32 protein-coding genes are annotated in these 24,636 nt (G+C 77.0%); 20 read left to right on the forward strand and 12 right to left on the reverse strand.

From position 1 onward, the window contains the following. On the reverse strand, positions 1-771 hold the full coding sequence (locus tag FS882_RS04895; RefSeq protein ID WP_158371483.1) for a ParA family protein: 771 nt from the start codon (positions 769-771) through the stop codon (positions 1-3). Between the two features lie 100 nt (positions 772-871). Here FS882_RS04895 and FS882_RS04900 point away from each other — a divergent pair, with 100 nt between their 5' ends. Further along, a complete protein-coding gene (locus FS882_RS04900; protein ID WP_158371485.1) occupies positions 872-1,558 on the forward strand; it encodes an MBL fold metallo-hydrolase in 687 nt (228 codons plus the stop codon). 118 nt (positions 1,559-1,676) lie between these two features. On the opposite strand, the gene FS882_RS04905 is transcribed toward FS882_RS04900, so the two are convergent. The 3 genes from FS882_RS04905 to FS882_RS20865 all read right to left on the reverse strand — a co-directional run bounded on the left by FS882_RS04905 (position 1,677) and on the right by FS882_RS20865 (position 4,212). Continuing rightward, positions 1,677-2,939 (reverse strand): endo-1,4-beta-xylanase, encoded by a 1,263-nt coding sequence (locus tag FS882_RS04905; RefSeq protein WP_158371487.1) that lies wholly within the window; start codon positions 2,937-2,939, stop codon positions 1,677-1,679. A gap of 38 nt (positions 2,940-2,977) precedes the next feature. Beyond that, positions 2,978-3,982, reverse strand: a complete 1,005-nt coding sequence (locus tag FS882_RS04910; protein ID WP_158371489.1) for a LacI family DNA-binding transcriptional regulator — start codon at positions 3,980-3,982, stop codon at positions 2,978-2,980. Between the two features lie 62 nt (positions 3,983-4,044). Next, positions 4,045-4,212, reverse strand: coding sequence for a hypothetical protein (locus FS882_RS20865; protein ID WP_187365139.1), 168 nt, complete (start codon positions 4,210-4,212; stop codon positions 4,045-4,047). A 225-nt stretch (positions 4,213-4,437) separates the two neighbouring features. Here FS882_RS20865 and FS882_RS04915 point away from each other — a divergent pair, with 225 nt between their 5' ends. Continuing rightward, complete coding sequence (locus tag FS882_RS04915; RefSeq protein WP_262348071.1) at positions 4,438-5,571, forward strand: AI-2E family transporter; 1,134 nt, start codon at positions 4,438-4,440, stop codon at positions 5,569-5,571. Here FS882_RS04915 and FS882_RS04920 read toward each other — a convergent pair. After that, on the reverse strand, positions 5,555-6,316 hold the full coding sequence (locus tag FS882_RS04920; RefSeq protein WP_262348072.1) for a class I SAM-dependent DNA methyltransferase: 762 nt from the start codon (positions 6,314-6,316) through the stop codon (positions 5,555-5,557). The genes FS882_RS04915 and FS882_RS04920 overlap by 17 nt on opposite strands. A 109-nt stretch (positions 6,317-6,425) precedes the next feature. On the opposite strand from FS882_RS04920, the gene FS882_RS04925 reads away from it, so the two are divergent. From FS882_RS04925 to bsh, 10 genes are all read left to right on the forward strand, one after another. Beyond that, a complete protein-coding gene (locus FS882_RS04925) occupies positions 6,426-6,761 on the forward strand; it encodes a cupin (RefSeq protein ID WP_158371495.1) in 336 nt (111 codons plus the stop codon). Positions 6,762-6,848: 87 nt separating this feature from the next. Further along, on the forward strand, positions 6,849-7,574 hold the full coding sequence (locus FS882_RS04930; RefSeq protein WP_158371498.1) for a class I SAM-dependent methyltransferase: 726 nt from the start codon (positions 6,849-6,851) through the stop codon (positions 7,572-7,574). An 89-nt stretch (positions 7,575-7,663) separates the two neighbouring features. After that, positions 7,664-8,212: an alpha/beta hydrolase gene (locus FS882_RS04935; RefSeq protein ID WP_158371501.1), complete on the forward strand. Its 549-nt coding sequence runs from the start codon at positions 7,664-7,666 to the stop codon at positions 8,210-8,212. 103 nt (positions 8,213-8,315) lie between these two features. Then, on the forward strand, positions 8,316-8,738 hold the full coding sequence (locus FS882_RS04940; protein WP_158371503.1) for a YciI family protein: 423 nt from the start codon (positions 8,316-8,318) through the stop codon (positions 8,736-8,738). Then, the gene (locus FS882_RS04945; protein ID WP_158371505.1) at positions 8,711-10,012 is read left to right on the forward strand and encodes an RNA polymerase sigma factor; all 1,302 of its coding nucleotides are present in this window, start codon (positions 8,711-8,713) and stop codon (positions 10,010-10,012) included. Before FS882_RS04940 ends, FS882_RS04945 begins: the two co-directional genes overlap by 28 nt. Positions 10,013-10,108: 96 nt before the next feature. Beyond that, a complete protein-coding gene (locus FS882_RS04950) occupies positions 10,109-10,351 on the forward strand; it encodes a hypothetical protein (RefSeq protein WP_158371507.1) in 243 nt (80 codons plus the stop codon). Between the two features lie 5 nt (positions 10,352-10,356). Continuing rightward, complete coding sequence (locus FS882_RS04955; RefSeq protein ID WP_158371510.1) at positions 10,357-10,710, forward strand: VOC family protein; 354 nt, start codon at positions 10,357-10,359, stop codon at positions 10,708-10,710. Positions 10,711-10,977: 267 nt separating this feature from the next. Then, positions 10,978-11,988: an EAL domain-containing protein gene (locus tag FS882_RS04960; RefSeq protein WP_262348108.1), complete on the forward strand. Its 1,011-nt coding sequence runs from the start codon at positions 10,978-10,980 to the stop codon at positions 11,986-11,988. A gap of 62 nt (positions 11,989-12,050) precedes the next feature. Beyond that, entirely contained in the window at positions 12,051-12,221 is a 171-nt protein-coding gene (locus tag FS882_RS04965; protein ID WP_158371515.1) for a DUF1059 domain-containing protein, read from the forward strand. Positions 12,222-12,393: 172 nt separating this feature from the next. Continuing rightward, the gene (bsh, locus tag FS882_RS04970) at positions 12,394-13,341 is read left to right on the forward strand and encodes a choloylglycine hydrolase (protein ID WP_158371517.1); all 948 of its coding nucleotides are present in this window, start codon (positions 12,394-12,396) and stop codon (positions 13,339-13,341) included. Positions 13,342-13,351: 10 nt separating this feature from the next. Here the strand turns inward: bsh and FS882_RS04975 are convergent, their stop codons facing one another. Then, positions 13,352-13,918, reverse strand: a complete 567-nt coding sequence (locus FS882_RS04975; protein WP_158371519.1) for a dihydrofolate reductase family protein — start codon at positions 13,916-13,918, stop codon at positions 13,352-13,354. A 32-nt stretch (positions 13,919-13,950) separates the two neighbouring features. Beyond that, entirely contained in the window at positions 13,951-14,916 is a 966-nt protein-coding gene (gene pip, locus FS882_RS04980; RefSeq protein WP_316043620.1) for a prolyl aminopeptidase, read from the reverse strand. A 78-nt stretch (positions 14,917-14,994) separates the two neighbouring features. Between pip and arr the strand changes: the two genes are divergently transcribed. Next, a complete protein-coding gene (gene arr, locus FS882_RS04985; protein WP_158371523.1) occupies positions 14,995-15,405 on the forward strand; it encodes an NAD(+)--rifampin ADP-ribosyltransferase in 411 nt (136 codons plus the stop codon). 49 nt (positions 15,406-15,454) lie between these two features. Here arr and FS882_RS04990 read toward each other — a convergent pair whose 3' ends face one another. After that, on the reverse strand, positions 15,455-16,240 hold the full coding sequence (locus tag FS882_RS04990) for a PaaX family transcriptional regulator C-terminal domain-containing protein (protein ID WP_158371525.1): 786 nt from the start codon (positions 16,238-16,240) through the stop codon (positions 15,455-15,457). A 94-nt stretch (positions 16,241-16,334) separates the two neighbouring features. On the opposite strand from FS882_RS04990, the gene FS882_RS04995 reads away from it, so the two are divergent. Genes FS882_RS04995 through FS882_RS05005 form a run of 3 tightly spaced genes read left to right on the forward strand, consistent with a single transcriptional unit; the run spans position 16,335 to position 19,269 of the window. Beyond that, positions 16,335-17,426, forward strand: coding sequence for an alpha/beta hydrolase family protein (locus tag FS882_RS04995; RefSeq protein ID WP_262348073.1), 1,092 nt, complete (start codon positions 16,335-16,337; stop codon positions 17,424-17,426). Continuing rightward, positions 17,423-18,394 (forward strand): phosphotransferase enzyme family protein, encoded by a 972-nt coding sequence (locus tag FS882_RS05000; RefSeq protein WP_158371528.1) that lies wholly within the window; start codon positions 17,423-17,425, stop codon positions 18,392-18,394. Before FS882_RS04995 ends, FS882_RS05000 begins: the two co-directional genes overlap by 4 nt. A gap of 59 nt (positions 18,395-18,453) precedes the next feature. Continuing rightward, positions 18,454-19,269, forward strand: coding sequence for a TIGR02569 family protein (locus FS882_RS05005; RefSeq protein ID WP_158371530.1), 816 nt, complete (start codon positions 18,454-18,456; stop codon positions 19,267-19,269). A gap of 63 nt (positions 19,270-19,332) precedes the next feature. Here FS882_RS05005 and FS882_RS05010 read toward each other — a convergent pair whose 3' ends face one another. The 3 genes from FS882_RS05010 to FS882_RS05020 form a co-directional block, all read right to left on the reverse strand. Then, positions 19,333-19,566 carry a hypothetical protein gene (locus tag FS882_RS05010; protein WP_158371532.1) on the reverse strand — a complete coding sequence of 78 codons (234 nt, stop codon included), beginning with the start codon at positions 19,564-19,566 and terminating at the stop codon, positions 19,333-19,335. A 10-nt stretch (positions 19,567-19,576) separates the two neighbouring features. Then, positions 19,577-20,131 carry a GNAT family N-acetyltransferase gene (locus FS882_RS05015; protein WP_262348074.1) on the reverse strand — a complete coding sequence of 185 codons (555 nt, stop codon included), beginning with the start codon at positions 20,129-20,131 and terminating at the stop codon, positions 19,577-19,579. Positions 20,132-20,214: 83 nt separating this feature from the next. Next, positions 20,215-20,625 carry a VOC family protein gene (locus tag FS882_RS05020; RefSeq protein WP_158371536.1) on the reverse strand — a complete coding sequence of 137 codons (411 nt, stop codon included), beginning with the start codon at positions 20,623-20,625 and terminating at the stop codon, positions 20,215-20,217. A 96-nt stretch (positions 20,626-20,721) separates the two neighbouring features. Between FS882_RS05020 and FS882_RS05025 the strand changes: the two genes are divergently transcribed. After that, entirely contained in the window at positions 20,722-21,711 is a 990-nt protein-coding gene (locus tag FS882_RS05025; RefSeq protein WP_222848131.1) for a helix-turn-helix transcriptional regulator, read from the forward strand. 43 nt (positions 21,712-21,754) lie between these two features. On the opposite strand, the gene FS882_RS05030 is transcribed toward FS882_RS05025, so the two are convergent. Further along, positions 21,755-22,174: a hypothetical protein gene (locus FS882_RS05030; protein WP_158371540.1), complete on the reverse strand. Its 420-nt coding sequence runs from the start codon at positions 22,172-22,174 to the stop codon at positions 21,755-21,757. Positions 22,175-22,255: 81 nt separating this feature from the next. Between FS882_RS05030 and FS882_RS05035 the strand changes: the two genes are divergently transcribed. From FS882_RS05035 to FS882_RS05045, 3 genes are all read left to right on the forward strand, one after another. Beyond that, positions 22,256-23,524, forward strand: a complete 1,269-nt coding sequence (locus tag FS882_RS05035) for an MFS transporter (RefSeq protein ID WP_262348075.1) — start codon at positions 22,256-22,258, stop codon at positions 23,522-23,524. 4 nt (positions 23,525-23,528) lie between these two features. Next, a complete protein-coding gene (locus FS882_RS05040) occupies positions 23,529-23,867 on the forward strand; it encodes an ArsR/SmtB family transcription factor (RefSeq protein ID WP_158371544.1) in 339 nt (112 codons plus the stop codon). Between the two features lie 93 nt (positions 23,868-23,960). After that, positions 23,961-24,632 (forward strand): HAD family hydrolase, encoded by a 672-nt coding sequence (locus tag FS882_RS05045; protein WP_158371546.1) that lies wholly within the window; start codon positions 23,961-23,963, stop codon positions 24,630-24,632. The last annotated feature ends 4 nt before the right edge of the window (positions 24,633-24,636 follow it).

Here is a 24,636-nt window from a genome sequence, read left to right on the forward strand (position 1 = left end):
TCAGGCGCGCGGGGCGCGCAGGGCCCGGTCGAGCAGCTCCTCGAACGCCCCGGCCACCTCGCGCGCGCCCTGCCCGGGCCACGCGTGCACCGGCTGCGCGGCGCCCTGCGCCTGCTGCAGCGCCGCGCGCTCGGGGACGAACGGGGTCAGCACCAGAGGGCCGTACAGGCCCCGCAGCTCGTCCAGCCGGAACGCCTGCTCCACCGAGCGCGCCTTGACCCGGTTCACCACCACGCCGAGCGGCTGCAGCTGCCCGGCGGGCCCGCGCCGCAGGTCGTCGATCGTGCGCATCGCCCGGCCGACCGCCGTCACCGAGAACAGGCCGGGCTCCGTGACGACGACCGCCCGGTCGCACGCCGTGAGGCCGGTGCGGGTCAGCCCGCCCAGCGACGGCGGGCAGTCCACCAGCACCAGGTCGTAGTCGTGCACCCAGGCCAGGGCGAAGCGCAGCCGGTCGACGTCGGCGTCCGCCCCGTCGTAGGCGTCGTGCCGCGAGGACGCCGCCGACCCCACCAGCACGTCCAGGCCGGCCTCGGCCCAGGCGCTCGGCGCGGTGGCGGCGGCGATGCTCTCCGCGGTGGGCTGGTCGAGCACGCCCGCGACGTCCCCGGCGGCGCCCGCCGTGGCCAGCGCCAGCGTGCTGTCGCCCTGCGGGTCGAGGTCGACGACCAGCGTGCGCAGCCCGCGCTCCAGCGCCGCGGACGCCAGCCCGAGGGTCACGGATGTCTTCCCCACGCCGCCCTTGAGCGAGCACACTCCCAGCACCAGCACGGGCACACGGTAACGGGCGGGCCGGGGTTCACGGAATCGCCCGCCCCCTACGCGGACCGCCCGGCTCGACGTCGCGCCCACCTGGGGCGATGCTGGCCCCATGTCCGAGAGCACCACCGGCGGCACCGCCGAGATCACCCACTGGGGCCACGCCTGCGTCCGCCTGGAGCGCGACGGGCAGCGGCTCGTCCTCGACCCGGGGTCGTTCAGCGACCCCGCCGTCCTGGACGACGCCGACGCCGTCCTGGTCACCCACGAGCACGTCGACCACCTCGACGTCGACCGCCTCGCCGCCGCCCTCGGCGCCCGCGACGGGCTCACCGCGTGGGCCCCGGCGGGCGTCGCCGCGCAGCTCACGGACGCCGGCGCGCCGGCGGACCGGGTGCACCCCGTGGCCGGGGGCGAGACGTTCGACGCGGCGGGCTTCGCGGTCCGCGCCGTGGGGGAGTGGCACGCCGTCATCCACCCCGACGTGCCCCGCGTGCACAACGTCGCCTACCTGGTCGACGGCGCGCTGCTGCACCCCGGCGACTCGTTCACCCCGCCGCCCGCCGGCACCGAGGTCGACGTGCTGCTCGTGCCGGTCGCCGGCCCGTGGATGAAGCTCGCCGAGGCGATCGACTACGTCCGGGCCGTGCGGCCGCGGGTGGCGGCGCCGATCCACGACGCGATCCTGTCCGAGCCGGGACGCGCCCTGGTGGACCGGCTGGTGGGCGGCATGGGTGGCGCGGGCACGTACGTCCGCATCACCGCGGGCGCGCCCTACTCCTGGACCCCGGGCGCCTGACCGGCCCGTCGCCGAACCTTCAGCAGGTGCGGGGTTCCGGCCCCCTGAACCCCGCATCTGCCGCACGTTCGGCGGGGCGGACGGTGCGAGCCCGGGCTGGGATGGTCGGGCGGCGGGGTCAGGTCGGGCGGGCCTCGGTGCGGGGGGCCGACGCGGCCAGCGTCAGGGCCGCCTCGCGACCGGCCGCGGTCACGCGGTAGTCGCCGCGGTAGGCATCGAGCACGAACCGCCCGTCGGCGTCCGTGCGGACCGGCGTCGGGTCGAGCCACCACGCGCCGCGCACCAGCGCCCGCAGGGCGTCGTACGCCGGCTTGGGCGTCCCGTCCGCCCGCAGCAGGCCGGCCGGGGCGCCGAGCCAGGCGCCCGCGTCGCACAGCCCCCAGTACGTCGCGGCCTGCACCGCCGGGTGCCCGAACAGGGTGCGGTAGTGCCGCTCGACCTCATCGGCCTGCCGCGCCTCGCCCTCCGGCGTCGACGGCCAGGACGGCACCTTCCAGTCGTTGAGGTCCTCGATCTCCGGCGGCATCAGGTCCCCGGACAGCAGCGTGGTCTCGGTGAGGTGCAGCGGCAGCCCGAACCGCGCGAACCGGTCGAGCACCCCGAGCGTCCACTCCTCGCCGCGGTACCCCTGGTGCATGTGGGTCTGCAGCCCGATCGCGTCGATCCCGACGCCCGCGTCCAGGCAGTCCCCGATCAGGCGCTCGTAGTCGGCGGAGAGGTCGAAGTCGTTGAGCAGCAGCGTGGCGCCCGGGTTCGCGGCCCGGGCGGCGTCGAACGCCAGCCGGGCCGTCGCCACCCGGCCGTCGCGGGCGCACAGCCGGGTCAGCCCGTTCGGCTCCTTGTCGAACACCGGCATGATGACGACCTCGTTGATCGCGTCCCAGGTGTCCACGACGCCGCGGAACGCGGTCACGTCCCGGGTGATCCGGGCCCGCACGGACGTCGCGACCTCGTCCTCCGGGAGGTCCCGGAGCCAGGCGGGGGCCAGCGTGTGCCACGCGAGCGGGTGGCCCTTGACCCGGACCCCGCGCGCGGCGAGCCAGCGCGCCGCGGCGAGCAGCCGGTCGGTGTCCGGACGGTCCTGCTCGGGCTCGAACCGCGACCAGTAGAACGGCAGGGTGGCCGTGTCGAACAGGTCGAGCCACCGGTCGAGGACGGTCGGCAGCACCTGCGGAGCCGGGTCGTCGGGGCCGGGCCGCTCGTCGTTCGCGGCCGCGATCGCCTCGAACGCGGTGCAGCCGAACCCGAACGCGTGCCGGGTCTGGGCGACCTCGACCTCCGTGTCCGGCACCGGGCGGCCCGCTGCGTCGAGGACCGTGACGACGGCGCGCGCGCCGCGGTGGTCGAGGTCGGCGGGCCGGGGGACGCGGACGTCCTGCATGGGGCTGCACTCCTTCGTGCGGGGGAGGTGACGGGAGATCAGGCAGGCGGGGCCGTCGACCCGCGGCGCACCAGCGACGTGGGGAGCCGCACGTGCGGGTCGGGCGCCCCGCCGTCGTCGAGCAGCGCCGTCAGCAGGCCGATCGCCGCGGCGCCCATGCCCTGGATCGGCTGGTGCACCGTCGTCAGCGGGGGGTCGGTCTGCGCGGACTCCGGGATGTCGTCGAAGCCGATCACCGACAGGTCGCCGGGGACCGTCAGGCCGAGCTCGCGCGCGACCTCGATGGTCGCGATCGCCGACAGGTCGTTGGCCGCGAACACGGCCGTCGGCCGGTCCGGCAGGCTGAGCAGCTCGCGCGCCGGCTCCCGGGTCGGCTCCTTGCGGTAGTCGCCCTCGCGGACCAGCACCTCGTCGACCGGGACCCCCGCCGCGGCCATCGCCCGGCGGAAGCCCTGCTCGCGGAGCCGGGACGACTCCAGGTCGGGACGGCCGCCGACGAACGCGATCCGCCGGTGCCCGAGGCCGAGCAGGTGCTCCGTGCCGAGCACGGCCCCGGCGAGGTTGTCCGAGTCGACCGTGGGGAGCCCGGTGGGTCCGGTGTGCGGGTCGATCGCGACCACCGGGATCCCCGCGTCCGCCTCGACCACGGTCGGGGTCACGAGCACCGCGCCGTCGATCAGCGTGCCGCTCAGCCGGGACAGGTACCGCCGCTCCCAGCCCGCGCCGCGACCGTGCAGCCCGCCGGTGTAGGCGAGCAGCTCGTACCCGGAGTCGGAGTCCGCGAGCGCCGCCGCGGCGCCCTTGAGGATCTCGGCGGAGAACGGCTCGAACTCCGCGACGAGGATGCCGAGCACGTGCGTGCGGTGCGAGCGCAGGCTCCGGGCGACGAGGCTGGACTCGTACCCGAGCCGGTCGATGACCTCCATGACCCGGCTCGAGGTCGCCTGCGCCACCCCGTACCGGCCGTTGATGACCTTCGACACCGTCGCGACGGAGACGCCCGCGTCCCGCGCCACGTCGGTGATGGTCACTCGCTGCCCCATGCGGGGGATCGTAGCCGCGCGCAGGGCCCTGCCAGGCCGGACGCGACGCGAGGCGCCGGGTGTCAGCGCCGCCGGGCGAGGTCCCCCGTCCCGTGCGCCGCGGGGTCCATCGCCAGCCGGAGCGCGACGTCGAGCGGCAGGCGGGTGCGGGCCCGGCTGCGGCGCGCCAGGAGCGCCTCGCGCTGGCGGGCGCGGGCGTCGTCGAGGCGGTGCGGTCGGTCCTGGGCCATGGTCCCAGCCTGCCCCGGGGCGGTGGCCTGGGTCATCGTCCCCGGGGTGGAGAGGCGGGTACGACGATCGGTGGACCCGGGCGGCGGCGCCGGGCGCGGCGGCGCGCCCGCTCGCGACCCGGCCCCCCGCCCCGTACCGTCCCCGGCAGACGGACACCGGAAGGGGTGGGCGGGCACATGTGGTTCGGACGACGGAGGGCGGCCGCGCCGACCGGTGGGGACGCCGTGCGCGCGGCGGAGGTCGCGCGGGACGACGCGTCCCGCGGGCCGGGCGCCGGCGCGCTGTGGGCGGACGGCTTCGGCCGGGCGGGCACCCGGTCGGTGCAGACCCTCGCGCTGCTCGCGCTGCTGACCGTCGCGGTGTTCGCGCTCACCCGGCTGACGCTCGTCGTCGTGCCGGTGCTGATCGCCCTGGTGCTGGCCTCCGCGATCCACCCGCTGGTGTCCTGGCTGCGCCGGCACCGGCTGCCGTCGATCGCGGCGACCTGGATCGCGCTCGTGCTGATCGTGGGCGTGCTCGGCGGCGTCCTCACCGCGGTCGTCTACTCGGTGATCCACCAGTGGGACGACCTCGTGGACCAGGCGGTCGCCGGCGTCGGGGAGCTGCAGGACTCGCTGTCCGGGCTCCCGATCCAGATCAGCGACGACCAGATCGCCGACGCCCGGACCGCCGTGACCGACTTCCTCACGTCGAGCAGCTTCGGCGCGGGGGCGATCGCGGGTGTGTCCGCCACCGCGAACTTCCTCACCGGGTTCGTGCTGATGGTCGTCGTGCTGTTCTTCTTCCTCAAGGACGGCCCGACCATCTGGGAGTTCCTGCTCCGGCCGTTCGAGGGCGCGCGCTACGAGCGCGGGCAGCGGGTCGGGCACCGGGTGGTGACGACGATGGGCGGCTACGTCCGCGGGACCGCGATCGTCGCGGCCGTCGACGCGATCGGCATCGGCGTCGGCCTGGTGATCATGGGCGTCCCGCTCGCGATCCCGCTGTCCGTGCTCGTGTTCCTGCTGGCGTTCATCCCGCTGGTCGGGGCGACGCTCGCCGGCGTCCTGGCGGCGCTGGTGACCCTCGTGGCGCTCGGACCGGTCGAGGCGCTGATCGTGGTCGGCATCGTCGTCCTGGTGAACCAGCTCGAGGGCAACTTCCTGCAGCCGGTCGTCATGGCGCGGTCGCTGGCGCTGCACCCGCTGGTCATCCTGGTCGCCCTGACCGTGGGCACCGTGCTGGCGGGGATCACCGGCGCCGTGCTGGCCGTGCCGATCGCCGCGTCGATCTGGGGTGCGATCCAGGTGTGGAACGGCCCGCACGAGCCGGCCCGCCCCGCCCAGCAGAAGCGCCGCGAGGTCACCGAGGGGCGCTGACCCGGGCTCGGTCCGGGGTGCGCCAGACGGAGACGTGCGAGTTGCTCTCCGCGGTGAACGGCGCCTCCGAGAAGTCCGCCCAGCGCTCGGCGAGCCGCATCCCGGCGATCCGCGCCATCAGGTCGAGCTCCGCGGGCCACGCGTACCGGTGCGGCGACCGGCCGGTGGTCACGGAGCCGTCCGGCTCGACGGTGTAGTGGTGCGACACCAGCCGCTGCTCGACCACGTCGTACCGGTCGAACCCGAGGTGCCCCTCGCTCACGTCGAACGGCAGCGCCACCTCGCCGGGCGGCAGCCGGCGCAGCTGCGGCACGAACACCTCGCAGACGAACGCGCCCCCGGGTTCGAGGTGCCGCGCGGCGTTCGCGAAGCACGCGACCTGCGCGTCCTGGGTCATCAGGTTCGTGATGCCGTTGAACACCAGGTACACGAGCCGGAACCGCCCGGGGGCGGTCGCCGTCGCCATGTCGCCGATCGTCACCGGCACCCGGTCGGCGCCCGGCTTCGCGGCCAGCCGCGCCGCCATCGGGGCCGACCGCTCGATCCCCGCGACCGGCACCCCGCGGTCCCCCAGCGCCAGGGCGACCCGCCCGGTGCCGACGGCCAGCTCCAGCGCCGGGCCGCCGTCGGCGCGGGCCGCCAGGAAGTCGACCGTCGGGCCGAGCACCCCGGGGGCGAACATCGCGGCGCTCGACGCGTCGTACCGCGCGGCGACCTGCTCGGTCCAGATGTCCTCGTCCGTCACGGTCCCGAGGCTGCCACCGGGGGGACGCGCGGGCCAGGGAATAGCGGCCGGGTGCCGGGCCGTGTTGAGTAGGACGCGTCACCGCCGACGACGCCCGGAGGAGCCCCGCATGGACGTGCACCAGCTCGCGCAGGATCAGATCGACCTCGCCCACCAGGACCCGCACGGGCGCAGCGCCCAGATCGTCGTGCACGACGGGCCGCTGCGGCAGACCGTCATCGCGCTGCGCACGGGGACCGCGCTCGCCGAGCACAACTCGCCGCCCGCGGGCAGCATCCTCGTCCTGCGCGGCACCGTCGCCGTCTCCAGCGCCGGCCGCGTCGACACGCTGCCGGCGGGCTTCCTGGCGACGCTGACGCACGACCGGCACGGTGTGGAGGCGCTCAGCGACGCGGCGATCCTGCTGACCACGGTGACCGGGACCGGCGAGCCGTCGCACGGCTGACCCGCCACGCCGGCGGGCCGGACGGCCGGGCGCGCGGCGCGGGAATGCCGTCGCGCGACCCGGCCGCCGGTCCGTAGCGTGACCGGTGTGCCGGACCCGATCTTCGCCGACCCGCGGCTCGCAGCGCTCTACGACGTGTTCGACGACGACCGCGCGGACCTCGACCTGTACCGCGCGGTCGCGCGCGAGGTCGGCGCGCGCCGGGTGCTGGACGTCGGCTGCGGCACGGGCACCCTCGCCCTGCTCCTGGCGGACGACGGGCTGGCGGTCACCGGCGTCGACCCGGCGGCCGCCTCGCTCGACGTCGCGCGCGCCAAGCCCGGTGCCGACCGCGTCACCTGGCTGCACGGCGACGCGACGACGCTGCCGCCCCTGGCGGTCGACCTCGTCACCATGACCGGCAACGTCGCGCAGGTGTTCCTGGCGGACGCCGACTGGTCGGCCACCCTCCGCGGCATCCGGGACGCGCTGGCGCCGGGCGGCCACGTGGTGCTCGAGACGCGCCGGCCCGAGGCCCGCGCGTGGGAGGCGTGGGCCGGCGGCGACGGCGGCGGCGCGCGCGACGTGCCAGGCACCGGGCGGGTCGTCGAGGAGTTCGCCGTCACCGCCGTCGACCTGCCGCTGGTGTCGTTCCGCTCGGTGTTCCGGTTCCCGGACGGCGCCGAGGTCGCGTCGGCGTCGACGCTGCGGTTCCGGACGCTGGACGAGGTGCGGTCGTCGCTCGCCGCGGCCGGGCTCACGGTCGTCGACGTGCGGGACGCGCCCGACCGGCCGGGGCTGGAGCACGTGGTGCTCGCCCGCCGGGAGGCCTGACCACGGCCGGCGGGACGCGGGCGGTCGGCGCGGGCGCGCTGTGGTCCGACCCGTCGTCGGCCGCGGACCCGCGCGGCCGGCACCTGGTCGTGCTCCTGCACGGCGCGGGCGGCGTCCCCGAGGACATGGCGCCGTTCCTCGCCGCGCTGCCGGCCGGCGCGGTGGGGGTGGCCCTCGCCGGGCGGCTCCCCGTGCGCGACCGGTGGGCGTGGGCGGACACCAGGCGGAGCGACCCCACCGGGTTCGAGGAGTCGGCCGCGGGGGTCGCCCGCTGGCTGGACGCGCAGCCGGGGTGGTCGTCGGCGGGGCTCGTCGGCTTCTCGCAGGGCGGCGCCGTCGCGGTGCAGCTGCTGCGCGCCGCCCCCGACCGGTACCGGTACGCGGTCACCCTGTCGGCGTTCCTCGCCACCGCCCGGGACCCGCGCGACCCCGGCGTGGCGCGGGTGCGGCCCCCGGCGCTGTGCTGCCACGGCGACCGCGACGACGTCGTCCCCGACGCCTGGGCGGACCGCCTGGCGTCGTGGGCCGGGCGGCACGCGGCGGCGACGACCCGGCGGTACCCGGGCCTCGGCCACACGATGGACGACCGGGAGACGGCGGACGTGGCGCGGTTCGTGGCGGAGCACGCGCGCGGGTGACGGAGCGCTCGCCCCACCGCCCGTGTCGATCCGCGGGTTCCCCGTTCGACACCCGGGTGAGAGGGTCCGGACGAGGGACCCGCGACCAGGGAGGGGCAGCACCGTGAAGTACATGCTGATCATGCGGACCACCGACGAGTGGGCGCCGGGCGCCACCGGCGTGGAGAACGAGGACATGATCGAGAAGATGAGCCGGTTCAACGAGGAGCTCATCGCCGCCGGGGTGCTCGTCGCGATGGAGGGGCTGTCCGACGACCCGGCCGAGAGCGTCGTCGTCGACTACGCGCAGACCCCGCCGGTCGTCACCGACGGCCCGTACAGCGAGGCCAAGGAGCTGTTCGGCGGCTACTGGATCCTCGACGTCGCGTCCCGGCCGGAGGCGGTGGAGTGGGCCCGGCGCGCCCCGCTCGACGGGCCGGGGGTCAAGGTCGAGGTGCGGCGGATCGCGAGCATCGACGAGTTCCCCCAGGACAACCCCTGGATCCAGCGGGAGCGGGCGTGGCGCGAGGCGACGGGCCAGCTCTGACGGGGGACGCGCCGGGGGAGGGCCGCGCCGCGGTCGAGGCGGTCTGGCGGGTGGACGCCGCCCGGATCGTCGCGACCCTGGCGCGGTCCACCGGCGACCTCTCCCTCGCGGAGGACGTCGCGCAGGACGCGCTCGCCGAGGCGCTGGTCGCGTGGCCGCGGACGGGCGTGCCGGCGAACCCCGCGGGGTGGCTGGTCACGACCGCCCGCCGGCGCGCCGTCGACGCGTTCCGGCGGCGCGCCGCGGGCGACGAGCGGTACGCCGCCCTGGCGCGCGCGGCGGGGCGGCCGGGGGAGCAGCGCGACGCGGACCTGCTCCGGGACCCCGACGCGATCGGCGACGACGTGCTCGCGCTCATGTTCGTCGCGTGCCACCCGGTCCTGTCGCGGGAGGCGCGGGTCGCGCTCACGCTGCGGGTCGTGGGCGGCCTCACGACCGAGGAGATCGCGCGCGCCTTCCTGGTCCCGACCGCCACCGTGCAGGCGCGGATCACGCGGGCCAAGAAGACGCTGAGCGCCGCGCGGGTGCCGTTCGCCGTCCCGGAGGGCGCCGAGCGGCGCGAGCGCCTGGGCTCGGTGCTCGCGGTGGTGTACCTGGTGTTCACCGAGGGGTCGACCGCGACCTCCGGGGACGGCTGGCTGCGCCCGGACCTCGCGCACGAGGCGGTCCGGCTCGCCCGCGTGCTCGCGCACCTCGCGCCGGACGAGCCTGAGGCGCTCGGTCTGCTCGCGCTGCTCGAGCTCACCGCGGCCCGGTTCCCGGCCCGCGTCGCGGCGGACGGCTCGGCGGTGCTGCTCGAGGACCAGGACCGCCGCCGCTGGGACCGGGACGCGATCCGCCGGGGCCGCGCCGCGCTGGCGGCCGCGGGGCGGGTGGGGCGCGGCCTCGGCGCGTACGGGCTGCAGGCCGCGATCGCCGAGTGCCACGCGGTCGCGGCGTCGGTCGCCGCCACCGACTGGGAGCGGGTGCTCCTGCTGTACGAGGCGCTCGGCCGGCTGGCGCCGTCGCCCGTCGTCGACCTCAACCGCGCCGTCGCGCTGGCGATGGTGCGCGGCCCCGCCGCGGGGCTCGCCGTGGTGGACGGGCTGGTCGCCGCCGGGGCCCTCGACGGCTCGCACCTGCTGCCGTCGGTGCGGGGGGAGCTGCTGCGCCGGCTGGGCCGCGACGCCGAGGCGCGCGACGACCTCGCGCGCGCCGCGGCGCTGTGCCCCAACGCGGCGGAGCGGCGGGTGCTGCAGGCGAAGATCGCCGCCCTCGGGCCGGCGGCGGGCTGACGGGCCCGACCGCGCCCGCCCGCACCGGCCCGCCCACGACCGCCCGCCGACGCCCGGCCGCGCGGACGGGCGAACGCCCTGTACAGCGCCACCGCCGTGCTGGCACGCTCGGAGCAGACGACCGACCCGGACGGGGGAGCGATGCCCGACGACGACCGGCCCGACCCGACCGACCGCCGACCGCTCGGCGGGCGGCCCGGCACGAACGGCGCCCCGTTCGGCACCAGCGTCCGCGACGCGCCGTCCCGCACCCCGCGCTCGACCGGGGTGCTGCTGGCCGAGGCCGCCCCGTTCCTGCTGCTCGCCGCGGTCGTCGTCCTCGTGCTGGCCGGGCGGTGACCGGCGTGGAGCGCGTGCTCGGCATCGGGGGCTACTTCCTGCGGGCGCGTGACCCGGAGGCGCTCACCCGGTGGTACCGCGAGCTGCTCGGGATCCAGGACGACGCGCACGGCCTGTGGCAGCAGGCGGCCGGTCCGACCGTCTTCGCCGCGTTCGAGCCCGACACCGACTACTTCGGGTCGCCGGAGCAGACCACGATGCTGAACTTCCGGGTCCGCGACCTCGACGCGATGCTCGCGCAGCTGCGGGAGCGTGGCGCGGACGTCGCGCCCGAGACGCAGGACATGGCGGGCGTCGGGCGGTTCGGCTGGGTCACCGACCCGGAGGGCAACCGCGTTGAGCTCTGGCAGCCGGCCTGAGGCCGAGCACGGGCGGGACCCGGCCGGCGGGCGCGCGGGCCCGGGTGAACCACGCCGCGCGCCGGGTGAAACCCCTGGCCACGTGCACCGGGGCGCACCGCGGCCCGTCCGCGGCACGTACCGTCGGCACCCCGGGCCGGCCGCCGCCGACCCCCGTCGCCCGGAAGGAGGGTCGTCATCGACGCCGAGCCGACGGCCCCGCCGATCGACGACCCGTGCTGGCGGGACGCCCTCGGCCGCGTCCTCGCCGACCCCGGCGCGCACGTCCTGCACGCGCAGCCCGTCGTCGACCTGGCCACGGGTCTCGTCGCCGGGTACGAGCTGCTGTCCCGGTTCGACGGCCCGTGGCGTGCCGCCCCGGACGCGTGGTTCGCGGCGGCGCAGCACTGGGGCGCGAACCCCGCTCTCCAGGCGCGCGTGCTGGAGAAGGCCGTCGTCGCGCGCGGGGACCTGCCGCCGAACACGTTCCTCACCGTCAACGTGGACCCGCACCTGCTCGCGGACGACGCCGTGGCCGGTGCGCTGCTGCAGCACGCCGACCTGTCCCGCGTCGTACTGGAGCTGACCGAGCACACCCGGCTGGACGAGGGCGGCCGGGTGCTGGCGGTCCTCGACCGCGTGCGGGCCGCCGGCGCGCTCGTCGCGATGGACGACGCCGGCACGGGGTACGCCGGCCTGGAGCTGCTCCTCGCGCTGCGCCCCGACGTCGTGAAGCTCGACCGGGCGCTCATCACCGGCATCGACGCGGACCCCGTGAAGCGGGCGCTGGTGGAGGTGTTCGGCGACTTGGTCGGCCGGATGGACGGCTGGATCCTGGCCGAGGGCATCGAGACCCGCGCCGAGCTCGACGCGCTGATCGCGCTCGGCGTGCCGCTCGGCCAGGGCTGGGCGCTCGGCCGCCCGCAGCCGCAGATGCTCGCGGCGCTGCCGCCCGAGGACGTCGCGCACATCCGCGGGACGGCGTCGCGCGCGTCCCTCACGGGGAACGTCGCCAGCGTCGTGCGACCGGCCACCGCCGGGCGGGACCGCGACCGGGCGGAGGTGCTGCTGCGGGACGACGGCATGGTCACCGAGGTCCGGGACGGCACCGGCCGGTGGGTGCCGGCGATGACGGTCGCGCCCAGCGCGGCGCTCGCCGAGGTGGCGCGGCGCGCCATGCTCCGTCCCGAGCCGCGGCGGTGGGACCCGCTGGTCTGCACCGACGTGAACGGTGCCGTGGTCGGGACCGTGCCGCTCGACGCCCTCGTGCTCGCGCTCTGCGACTCGCCCGGCGCCTGACCGGCACCGATGAACGAGGGACCCCGCCCGGGGTCCCGCGAACCCAGGAAGAGGACACCACCATGAAGGCATTCCGCTGCGGCGACGTCGTCCCGGGCTGCGCCCGCGCGTTCACCGGCACGGAGGACGAGATCCTCGCGCTGGTGGCGCAGCACGCGCAGCACGACCACGGGCTCACCGAGATCCCGGCCGAGCTGGTCGTGCAGGTGCGGGGGGCGATGGTCACCGCCTGAGCCGGGCGCCGGCCCGTCGGCGCCGGCCGGTGTTGCCCGACCGCCGGACCGGGGCCAGTCTGGACGTGCGGACCCGGCAGCGCAGGGGAGCCCGGGCCGCTCCGACGCGCGAGGCCGACGACGTCCGGCGAGCAGCCCCGTCGTGGCCCCGCCCACGGCAGGGGGCAATCACATGTGCACAGGCATCAGGTTCTCGGACGGCGACGGCCATCTCTACCTCGCCCGCAACCTCGACTGGACCAGCGGCTACGGGGAACGGGTGGTCGTCACGCCCACCGGCTTCGTCCCGACCTCGCCGTTCGGTGCGGTCGAGGGCGTCGAGCACGCCGTCATCGGCATGGGCATCGTCGCCGAGGAGACGCCGCTGTACTTCGACTGCGGCAACGACGCGGGCCTGGTCGTCGCCGGGCTCAACTTCCCGGGGTACGCGGAGTACGCGCCCGGGCCGGTGGCGGGATCCACCAACGTCGCCGCCTACGAGTTCCCGCTCTGGGTGGCGTCCCGGTTCGCGTCGGTCGACGAGGTCGAGGCGGCCCTGGCCGACGTCGTCATCGTCGACCGGCCGATCAACGACACGTACCCCAGCTCGATGCTGCACTGGATCATCGGGGACGCGACGCGCGCGATCGTGGTCGAGCACACGAGCAGCGGGATGCACGTCTTCCACGACGACGTCGACGTGCTGACGAACCAGCCCGGGTTCTCCTGGCACCACGAGAACCTGCGCAACTACCTCAACCTGTCGCCGGAGTTCCCGAAGGAGGTCGACCTGGGCCGGGCGCGGCTGACGCCGTTCGGGTCGGGGTCGCACATGCGCGGCATCCCGGGCGACTACTACTCGCCGTCGCGCTTCGTGCGCGCCGCGTACGTCCACGCGCACTACCCGCCGCAGGACACCGAGGAGGGCAACGTCAGCCGCGCCTTCCACACCCTGCAGCAGGTCGCGATGGTGGACGGCAGCGCGGCGATGGGGTCGGGGGAGTTCGAGAAGACGATCTACACCGGGCTGTTCTCGTCCCGGACGTCGACGTACTACTGGAACACCTACGACGACCCGGCGATCCGGAGCGTCGCCCTGGCCGACCACGCCCCGGACGGCGCGGAGCTCGTGGTCGTCTAGCGGCCGGGCATCAGCCGCCGGGCGCCGCGGGCGCCCGGCGGTACCGCTCGTAGACCACGCGCCCGCCGAACGTCCGGGTGTCGAGCAGCTCGAGGACCAGCGCCTCGGCGAGCGGCGGCAGGAGCGGCGTCCCGCCACCGAGCACGACCGGGTTCCGGAAGACGCGCACCTCGTCGAGCAGTCCGAGCGCGATCGCCTGCCCGGCGAGGTCCGGCCCGCCGATCGACACGTCCCGGTCCGTCGAGCCCAGCGCGCGGGCGACCTCCTCGGCGACCGGTGCCGTGGCCAGCCGGGCGTTGCCCTCGACCCGATCGAGCGTGCGGCTGAACACGACCTTCGGCAGCGCCGCCCACACGTCGGCGAACGCGTCCCCGAGCGGCGTGCCGCGCATCAGCGGGTCCGTCTCCCAGGGGAGCATCGTCTCGTACAGCCGCCGGCCGCACAGGTACGCGCCGAGCTCACCGACCTGCGCGAGGCTGAACCGGAACTGGTCCTCGCTCGGCGCGCTCCAGGCGAAGCCCCCGTCGCGGTCCGCGACGAAGCCGTCGACGGACACGCTCATCGAGCAGATCAGCACGGCGCGAGCCTACGACCGACCCGGTGAGGCGGTCACTCGTCCGGCGTGCTCGGGCGGGCCCGGTCCGCCAGCCGGTCGATCGCCCGGCTGGTGAGCTCCATCTCCTGCTCGCCGCCGTGCCCCTCGGACTCGACGACGTGCAGCTCGCTGCCGGGCCAGGCCGCGTGCAGCCGCCACGGCGTGACGACCGGGCCGCTGATGTCCCGGCGGCCGTGGACCAGCACCCCCGGGATGCCGGCGAGCTCGTGCGCGCGGCCCAGCACGGCGTGGTCGCCGGCCAGGAAGCAGTCGTGCGCCCAGAAGTGCGTGACGAGGGTGGCGAAGTTCGCCCGCTCCCGGGGGTCGGCGTGCAGCGGGCCCGGGGTCCAGGCCGGGTCGAGCGACACGTGGGTCGACTCCCACGCGTCCCACGCGTCGGCGGCCGCCGCCCGGACGTCCGGGTCCGGGTCGCGCAGGCGACGGGCGTAGTGCTCGACCACGCGGACGCCCTCGGGCACGTCGGCCGCGAACCGGGCCCACGCCTCCGGGAACACCCGGCCGACGCCCTGCGTGATCCAGTCGATCTCCTCCCGGCCGCCGGTGGTGACCGCCGTCAGCACGAGCGCGGTCACGCGGGCCGGGTGCGCGAGGGCGTACGCCAGGGCGAGCGTCGACCCCCAGGAGACGCCGTGCACCAGCCACGACGCCACCCCGAGGTGCTCCCGCAGCGCCTCGAGGTCCGCGACCAGGGCGTCCGTGGTGTGCTCGTCGAGGCGCTCGAGGTCGTCGACCGCCCACGGCGTGCTGCGCCCGCAGCCCCGCTGGTCCAGCCCGACGACGAGGTAGCGGCCCGGGTCGAACCGACGGCGGTACCCGCCGGGGCCGAGCCCGCTGCCCGGGCCGCCGTGCAGGTACAGCGCGGGGCGGCCGGCGGGGTCGCCGGACGTCTCCCAGTACAGCCGGGCGCCGTCGGGACGGTCGAGCAGGCCGTGGTCGAACGGCTCCGTGGGCGGGTGCACGCCGTCCACCGTACGAGCGCGCGCCGCCGGGCGGGAGGCGTGCGGCGGCACCGCCGTCGACGGGCCTAGCCTGTGCGGGTGAGCGACGCGCTGGACGAGGGACCGTTCTTCCACGGCACCAGGGCCGACCTGCCGGTCGGGGGCCTGCTGACCGCCGGCTTCCGGTCGAACTACCGCCCCGAGATCGTCATGAACCACGTGTACTTCACCGCGCTCGTCGACGGTGCGGGCCTCGCCGCCGAGCTGGCCGCGGGGGACGCCCCGCCCCGGGTCTACGAGGTCGAGCCGACCGGGCCGTACGAGGACGACCCGAACGTCACGGACAAGAAGTTCCCGGGCAACCCCACCCGGTCGTTCCGCAGCGCCGAGCCGCTGCGGGTGGTCCGCGAGGTCGACGACTGGCCCCGGCTGAGCCCGGAGGCGCTGGCGGCGTGGCGCGCGCGGCTGGCGTCGCTGCTGGCCCACGAGCGGGGCGAGATCATCAACTGAGCCCGCACCGGGTGCGGCGGTCGACCGCGACGCCGCTCGCCCCGGCGGGTCACGCCGGTGCGAGCCAGTCCCGGCGGACCCGGTCCCGCGCACACCGCCCGGGCCAGTCGGGCGGCAGCAGCTCCGGGGGGAGCAGCGGGTCCGGCCCCATCGCCCGCTCGAGCGCCGCGTGCACGGCGACGTACCCGGCCAGCGCGGCGGCCGGTCCGCCCCGGGTCGCGGGTCCCGACCACCGGTCCATCACCCCGAGCAGGTCCGTGTAGGCGTCGCGCAACGCGCCGAGCGGCCACAGGTCACCCACGACGTCCGCGAGCGGCCGGCCGGCGTGCTGGACGCTGCGCGCGGTCGCCGTCGTGAGGTACCCGCCGACGCCGCCGTCGTGCTCCGCCTCGAGCGCGGCCGACAGGTCGTGCGGGCTCACGAAGAGCCCCGGGGTCAGCGGTGCGGCCCCGAGCCGCGACAGGGCCGCGCGCAGCGCGTCCCGCAGCGCCCGGTGCGACTCGGGCACCGAGAACGCGAGCAGGTGCCAGTGCCCGTCCCACCCGGGCTCGCCCGCGTCCTGCCGCAGGGCGAAGTCCCAGTACGCCTCGTCGAGCAGGGCGCGGCGCCGGCCGCGTGCGGTGCTCCGCAGCGACCCCGCCCGCCCGCGGCCGGTCTGCTCGACGATCCCGGCCTCGCTCAACCGGCGGATCGCCAGTCGGAGCGGCTGGTCGGCGACGCCCAGCAGGTTGGCCGCGTCGTAGACCGTCGAGAGCGCCGCCCGGCCGTGGGTCGCGAGGCTGAGCTCGACGACCTCCCGCGGCGTCGGGGCCCACGGATCGCGAGCGGCGCTCACGCGGGCACCTCCGGCGGGACCGCGCGCGCCCGAGGACCACCGCGGAGGACGAGGGTCGGGGTCACACCGGTAGACTATCGGGTACATTACGGTCGTGGCCAGGACGATAGTTCAGCGGCGGTGGCGACGGCGGGCCGTGGCCCTCGTGGTGGTGGCGGCCGTGATCGGCGTGCTCGTCGCGGTCGCGGCCACCGGCCACGCGTTCGCGATCGAGGAGCGCCGGGTGCGCATCGAGACCGCCGCCGGGGTGCTCGACGCGGTGCTGGCGACCCCGCCCGGCGCGGTCGAGCCGACGGGCGTGGTGGTGTTCGTGCACGGCGACGGGCCTGTCGACGCGACCAGCGACGGCTTCTACCGCCCGATCTGGGAGGACCTCGCGCGCGCCGGGTACGCCTCGCTGTCCTGGAGCAAGCCCGGCGTGGGCGGGTCGACGGGCGACTGGCTCGACCAGTCGCTGGCCGACCGCGCGGCGGAGGTCGGCGCGGCGCTGGACTGGGTCGTCGAGCAGCCGGGCGTCGACCCGCGGCGGGTCGGGCTGTGGGGCGCGAGCCAGGGCGGCTGGGTGGTCCCCGCCGTCGCGGCGCGGCGCGACGACGTCGCGTTCGCGATCCTCGTGTCGCCCGCCGTGAACTGGCTGCGTCAGGGGCGGTACCACCTGCTCGCGTCGCTCGACCACGAGGGCGCGTCCGCCGCGGACCGGGAGCGCGCGATCGCGGCCAGCGACGACACCCGGCGGCTGCTCGACGAGCGCGCGGACTACGCGCGCTACCGCGAGGAGACGATCGACCCGGAACCGATGACCCGGGCGCGGTGGGGGTTCGTCGCCCGCAACTACCGGGCGGACGCGACCCCGGACCTGGTGGCGATGGCCGGGCGGGACGTGCCGACGTTGCTGCTGCTGGCGGACGGCGACCTGAACGTCGACGCCGACGAGACCGAGCGGGTGTACCGCGACCTGCTCGGCGAGGACGTCCGGGTGCGGCGGTTCGCGGGCGCCCGCCACTCGCTCGCGCGCGCCGCCGTGGAGGACGACGCGGTGCTGGGCCTGGTCACCGGCGTGCTCGCTCCCCGGCGGGTGTTCGTGCCGGGGTACACCTCCGCCCAGCGGGAGTTCCTGCTCGGGCTCGAGCACGGCCGTCCGACGGCCTCGTCCAGCCGCACCCCCGGGCTAGGGTCGGCCCCGTGAGCGAGCCGCCGGTGACCATGCTCTGGGAGTCCGTCGACGCCCGGGAGGCGCTGGCGCAGCGGTTCGGGCTCGTCGACGGCTCCGCGGCCGCGGCCCACCTGTCGGCTGCGCTGGCGGAGCACTGGGGCCGGCGCGTGACGTGCTCGCGGCTGGTCCTGAGCGACCAGAACCTCCTGGCGTGGGAGCACGGCGACGGCGGGTCGTCCGTCGTCAAGGCCTGCGCCACACAGGTGGCGTTCCCCCGCCTCGCCGTCGTCGCGGAGGTCGTCGCACGGCTGGGCGGGCTGGGCCTGCCGGTGGCCGCGCCCGTGCCGGCGCTCGACGGGACGCACCGGGTCGTGGTCGACGGGGCGGTGCCGCTGTCGGTCATCGTCATGCCGCTGGTCGAGGGCACGCCGCTGGACCCCGAGGACGCCCCCGCGCTGCGTGCCACCGGCGCCGCCCTGGCCCGGATGCACGCCGCCCTCGCGGGGATCGACCTCGCGCTGCCGGGACCGGTGCCGCCCGCCGTGCTCGGAGCCGACCGGCCGCGTCCCGTGCTGCCGCTGCCGGGCGACGCCCCCGCGCGCGCCCGCGCACCCCGGGCGGCCGCACGGCTCGACGCCCTGCTGGCGGGACTGCCGGACCTCGACGGCACCCCGACGCTGGTGCACGGCGACGTGCGCGGCGCGAACGTCCTCGTCGCCGACGGCCGGGCCGTGCTGCTCGACCACGACACCATGGGGCTCGGGCACCGCGTGCTCGACCTGGCCCGCGGCGCCGTGACGATCGCGACGCAGTTCCGCAGCTGGGACCCGCCCCCGCCGGGCGCGATCCGGCACGTGCTGGACGGGTACCGCGAGCAGGCGGCGCCGACGCCGCTCGAGGAGGGGTGGCTGGCGGCCGGGCTGCTGGCGGAGGGGCTGCGCCAGGTCCCCGCGGGTGCCGACCCGGCCGGCTGGGCGGCGGCGGTGGAGCGCGACGCCTGACCGCGCCCGGGTCCCGGCGCGGGCGCCGGCCCTGCGCGCTCGCGCCGTAGCCTGCGCCCATGGACGAGGACGCCCACGCCACCGTGGCGCCGCCGGCGCGGGTGCGCGCGTCGTTCGGCTGCACCGGCGAGCCGGAACCGCTCGCCGGGGGCCGCGGGACCGCGTGGCGCTGCGGCGATCTGGTGCTCAAGCCGCTCGACGGCCCCGCTGGCGCCGTCGCGTGGGCCGAGCGGGTGCTCGGCGGCCCCCGCCGCTCCGACGAGGTCCGGTGGACCGCCCCGGTCCGGTCCGTCGGGGGCCACCTGGTCGTCGACGGCTGGACCGCGTGGACCCACGTCGAGGGGCGGCACGAGCCGCGACGCTGGGCGGAGGCGATCCGCGCGGGCGAGGCGTTCGCCGCCGCGCTGGCGGGGTCGCCGCGGCCGGGATTCCTCGACGCCCGGTCCGACCCGTGGGCGGTGGCGGACCGGGCGGCCTGGGGGGAGTGCGACGTCCCCGGTGCCGACGACGTCCCGGAGATCCGGGCGCTGCGCGCCGCCCTGCGTCCGGTGGACCTGCCCGCGCAGGTGGTGCACGGCGACCTGACGGGGAACGTGCTCCTGGCCGCGGCGTTGCCGCCGGCCGTCATCGACCCGTCCGTGTACTGGCGCCCGGTCGGGTACGGGTCCGCGGTCGTGGTGGTCGACGCGCTGGCGTCCGAGGGCGCGACGGTCGACCTCCTGCGCGCCCCGCGCGTCCGTGACGAGCTCCCGCAGCTGCTGCTGCGGGCGGCGCTGTTCCGCCTGCTCACCGACCACCTGACCGGCGCCCCGCCGTCGGCACGCGCGGCGTGGGGTCCGGTGGTCGCGACGCTCCGCCGCCTCGCGTGTCCGTGAGGACGCCGAGGTCCTGCGGGGGAGTCGGGCGGGGCGCCGCGGGACCCCGGTCCGGGCCGCCGGTCAGTCGTGCTCCGCGGCCGGCGCCCGGCGCCGCAGCACGACGGCGGTCGAGCTCGCGAGGTAGGCCAGCCCGCCCAGCGTGAACACGGTGGCGGCCGTCACCGGGATCCAGCCGCCGCCCGGCTCGAGCCACGCCCAGCGGAGCACGCCGAGCAGCAGCCAGAGGCCGCCGAGGACGAACCCGAACGCGGGGGTCCGGGTCATCTGCCACCACGGCTTGGTCGTCGCCTGCACGGCCGCCACCCTACGGGCGCGGGTCGGTCGCCAGCATGCCCATGAGGACCGAGTCGACCCACGTGCCGTCCCACAGCAGGGTGTGCCGCGCGCGGCCCTCGACCTGGAACCCGATCTTCTCGTACGAGCGCTGCGCGCCGGGGTTGAAGGAGAAGACGTCCAGCGCGATGCGGTGCAGCCCCACCTCGTCGAACGCCCAGGCGACGACCGCCCGTCCCGCCTCGGTGCCGTAGCCGCGGCCCCGCACCGCCGGGCCCGCCAGGGCGATCCGGTAGTTCATCGCGCGGTCCTCCTCGGCCAGGTCGTTCAGGACCACCTCGCCGACGTACGCGCCCGCCTCGTCGAGGATCGCGAAGTCGGCCCGCTCGTCCGCCCCGGGCAGCCGCCGCAGGTGCTCGTGCACCTGGTCGCGGGTGAACGAGCCCCGGGTGCCGGTCAGCCGCATCGCGTCCGCGTCCTCGAGGGACGCCAGCGTGGCGTCCAGGTGGTCGGGACCGAGCTGCACCAGCTGGAGCCGGTCGGTCCGGAGGGCGGGCTGGGCGGCGAGGGACGAGGTGATCGACACGGCCGTCACGGTAGGGAGGCCGGGGCGACCGGGTCGAGCGGAAATCGCACCCGACGCCGGCGCGGGCGTCGGGCGCGGGCGCGTCAGGGCTGCGGCTGCCCGGCGGCCGGCCGCGGGGCTGCCGCGTCGACCGGGGTGAACAGGTTGACCAGGGTGCCGTCGGGGTCCCGCAGGAGGAGCGAGCGGTTGCCCCAGGGCATGTCGGTCGGCTCGTTGACGAACGTGTCGACGACGCCGCGCAGGTCCCGGTACGCCGCGTCGACGTCGTCGACGAGGAAGTCGAGGGCGACGCTGCGGTTGGCGCGGGCCTCCGCGGCGCCGTCGCCGAGGAGGGGCACCGTCGCCGTGCTGGCGACCGCGAGCGTGCCCGACGGGGTGCGGATCTCCCCGAACCACGGATGGAGCCGCGTGGCGGCGACCCCCGTCACCCGCTCGTAGAAGGCCAGCACCGCGTCGACGTCGTCGGTGAAGATCCGGGTGGCTGCGAGCTGCATGGTGCTGTCTCCTCGTGGTGCGGGGAACGGGTCGCCGAGGACGCTAGGCGCGATACCGGGCATGATCCGCCCGGTATCGGCGCGATGATGGCTCCCGTGGCTGACCCGACCGCACGCACGCTGCAGCTGCTGGACCTCCTGCAGTCCGCGCACCAGCGCACCGTCGCCGAGCTGGTGGACCGGCTGGGTGTGGACGAGCGCACCGTCCGCCGGGACGTGCGCCGGCTCGCCGAGGCCGGGGTGGACGTCGAGTCCGTGCGCGGGCGGTACGGCGGCTACCGGCTGGCGCCCGGCGCGCGCGTCCTGCCGGTCACGTTCTCCGGCGAGGAGGCGGTGGCGGTGGTCCTCGGGCTGGCCCGGGGCGGCTCGGCGCCGGCCGGGCAGGACGTCGCGGCGCAGACCGCGCTGGCGAAGGTGCGGCGCGCGATGCGACGCGAGGACGCGGCGCGGGGCGACGCCGCGCTCGGGGTGATCGCCCGCGGCGAGCCGGACGCGGAGCCGCGCCCCGACCCCGGGGTGATGCTCACGCTCGCCGACGCCGTCGCGTCGTCCCGGGTGGTCGAGCTGCGCCACCACCGGGACGGGCGCCCGTCGTCCCGGCGGGTGGTCCACCCGTACGGCCTCGTCGCACGGGAGCGCCGGTGGTACCTCGTGGCGTCCGACACGGGCACCGGGGAGGACCGGGCCTTCCGGGTCGACCGGATCCGCTCGGCGCGCTCGCTCGCCGAGACGTTCGCGGAGCCCGGGCCGCACGACCCGGCGTCCTGGCTGACCGAGCATCTCGCGACGGCGGACTACGCCTGGACCGTCGTGCTGCACGTCCGGGCGACCGAGGACCACATCCGGGCGCACCTCCCGCCCAGCGTCGCCCGGCTCGAGCGGCAGGACGCGGGCGCGGGGACCGCGGGGCCGCCGTGGCACCGGGCCGAGATCCGCGCCGAGAGCCTGGACTGGATCCCCACCGTCGTCGCCGCGCTGGGGTGCGAGGTGCGGATCGAGCGTCCGGACGAGCTCCGCGACCGGGTGCGGGCGGTCGCGGCCCGGCTGCTGGCCGCGGCGGACGACGGGACGCCCGGGCTGCGCTGACCGCCGCCCGCCGCGCGGGGCGGCGGTGGCCGGTGCGCCCCGGTCAGCGGGCGGGCACCGCCACGTCGTCGGGCGCGTCGGGCGCGTCGGCGGTCCGGTGGACCACGTGCCCGGACAGCTGCGGCGGCACCGGCCGTGCGCCCGGCCCGCCGGCCCGCAGCCACCCCTCGAGCACCGCGGTGCTCCGCTCGCCCGCGAGGCGCTCGAACCAGACGGGTCGCGCCCCCGCGCGCCGGCACGCGCCCGAGGGTCGCGCGACGACCACGTCGCCGCGCTCGCACTCGTCGAGGCACTCGACCTCGGTGAGCCGGGCCGCACCGCGGCCGGCCACCGCGCGCAGGCGCGCCAGCTGGCCGCCGGGCAGCGGGTCGTCCTCGCCCAGCGTCTCGCCGGCGCACAGGGAGCAGGCCGTCAGGCCGGGGAGCGTGGCGTCCCTGCTGGGCTCGGTGGGGGTCTCGGGCACCGGACGACGATACGCGGCGGACCGTCGCACCCGGGCCGCCGCAGGACTTACGCGCTCGCGCAAGTGTGCAACGATGAGCGGGTGCTGTCTGCTCTCGCCGTCCCGACGTACCGCCGGCTGTTCACCGCCCAGGCCATCTCCCTGGCGGGCACCGGCCTGGCGACCGTCGCGCTGGGCCTGCTCGCGTACGACGTCGCCGGTGCCGGCGGCGGGCTGGTGCTCGGCACGGTGTTCGCCCTCAAGATGCTGGCCTACGTCGCGGTCGCCCCGGTCGCCGCCGCCCTGGTGCACGCCGCGCCGCCGCGCGCCGTGCTGGTCACGGCCGACCTGGTGCGGGTCGTCGTGGTGCTCGGCCTGCCCCTGGTGTCCGCCGTGTGGCAGGTGTACGTCCTGGTCCTGGTGCTGCAGGCGGCCTCCGCGGTGCACACCCCGGCGTACCAGGCGGTGCTGCCCCGGGTGCTCGGGGACGAGCGCCGGTACACGCAGGCGCTGTCGCTGTCCCGGCTCGGCGAGGACCTGGAGATGGTCCTGTCGCCCCTGCTGGCCGCGGCGCTGCTGCTGGTGGTGCCGGGCTCCGACCTGTTCGTGGGCACGGCGATCGGGTTCGCGGTGTCCGCGCTGCTCGTGTCGCGGCTGGAGCTCGGCGGTGCCGCCGGTGGCGCGGACGACGACGCGGACGGCGGCGGGAGCGGTGACGTCGACGGCCGCGTCGACGACCCGACGACGTTCGGGCGGCGGGCGCGCCGGGGGATCGTCCTGATGGTCCGCACCCCCGCGCTGCGTGCGGTGCTCGCGCTGAACATGGTCGTGGCGGCCGGGGGCGCCTACGCGCTGGTGCAGTACGTCCTCGTCGCCCGTGAGGTCTACGCCCGGGGTGACGGGGTCGCGGTGCTGCTGATGGCCGCGCTCGGCGCGGGCTCGATCACGGTGGCCGTGCTGCTTCCCCGGGCGCTCGAGGCGCTGCCGGAGCGCGCGCTGATGCTCGCCGGCGGCGGGGTCGTCGTGGCCGCGACCGCCGGGGTCGCGGTGGCGCTGCACGTCCCCGGCACCCGCGGTCTCGTCCTCGTGGGGGCGCTGTTCGCCCTGGTCGGCGCGGGGTGGGCCGCTGCGGAGACCCCCGTGGGCCGGATCATCGCCCGCACGACCCCCGAGCGCGACCAGCCCGCGGTGTTCGCCGCGCAGTTCTCGCTGTCGCACGCGTGCTGGCTCGTGACCTACCCGGTGGCGGGGTGGCTCAGCGTGCTCGGGCTCGGCCCGGCAGCCCTCGTCCTCGCCGGCCTGGGCGCGGCGGCTCTCGCGGCGACAGCCGCGCTGTGGCCCACCCGGGAGGTCAGCCACGTGGCACGCTGAGCGGGTGACCGCCGAGACCTCCCGGGCCGCCGCCCCGGACGCCGACCTCGACACCGCCGTCGACGTCCTGCGCCTGCTCGCCGACCGCACCCGCCTCGCGATCCTCGGCCTGCTGCACGACGGGGAGCTGTCGGTCGGGGCGATCGCGGAGCACCTCGCCCGCCCGGTGCCCGCGGTCTCGCAGCATCTCGCCAAGCTGCGCGGGGGTCGCCTGGTCACCACGCGGCGCGACGGCGCGACGGTCTACTACCGGATGGCGAACGAGCACATCGACGCCCTCGTGCTCAACGTCCTGCACCAGGCCGAGCACCTGCGCTACGACCGCCCGCCGCACCACCGCTGACCGGCGCGCGCCCGCGCGCCGCCCGGCTGCTCAGCGCCCGGCCCCCCCCGCCGTCGAGCGCGGTGCGGTGCGGTGCGGTGCCAGGCTGGTGCCGTGACCACCACGCAGCTGCCCGCGGACCTCCGTGCCGTCGTGTTCGACGTGGGCGAGACCCTCGTCGACGAGTCGGGGGCGTGGAGCCGGCAGGCGAGAGCCGCGGGCGTCACGGCGTTCAGCCTCATGGCGGCCGTGGGTGCCGCGATCAGCCAGGGACGCGACCACCGCGACGCGTGGGCGCTGCTCGGCGTGCCGGCACCGCGGCCGGTGCCCGACATCGACGGCGCGGACCTGTATCCCGATGCGGTCGGCTGCCTCCGCGCGGCGCGTGCGGCGGGGTTGGTCGTCGGCGTCGCGGGCAACCAGCCATCAGGAGCGGAGGCCGCCGTCGAGGGCCTCGGGGTCGACCTCGACTTCGTGGCCGCGTCCGCGACGTGGGGCGTCGCGAAGCCGTCGCCCGAGTTCTTCCGACGCGTCGTCGCCCGGACGGGCGTCCGCCCGCACCAGGTGCTGTACGTCGGGGACCGGCTCGACAACGACGTCCGGCCGGCTCGCGCGGCGGGCCTGCGGACCGCCTGGCTCCGACGGGGGCCGTGGGGCCTCCTGCAGCAGCTGCGGCCCGACGAGGAGAGCCCGGACCTCGAGCTCCCGGACCTGGCCGCGCTCACCGAGGCGCTCCGCGCCGCCGCGACCGGGGACGGGGGCGCGCAGCCCGGGTCGCCGGTCTGATCCG

This window comes from Cellulosimicrobium cellulans, assembly GCF_007679345.1.
Taxonomy (GTDB): Bacteria; Actinomycetota; Actinomycetes; order Actinomycetales; family Cellulomonadaceae; genus Cellulomonas; species Cellulomonas cellulans_A.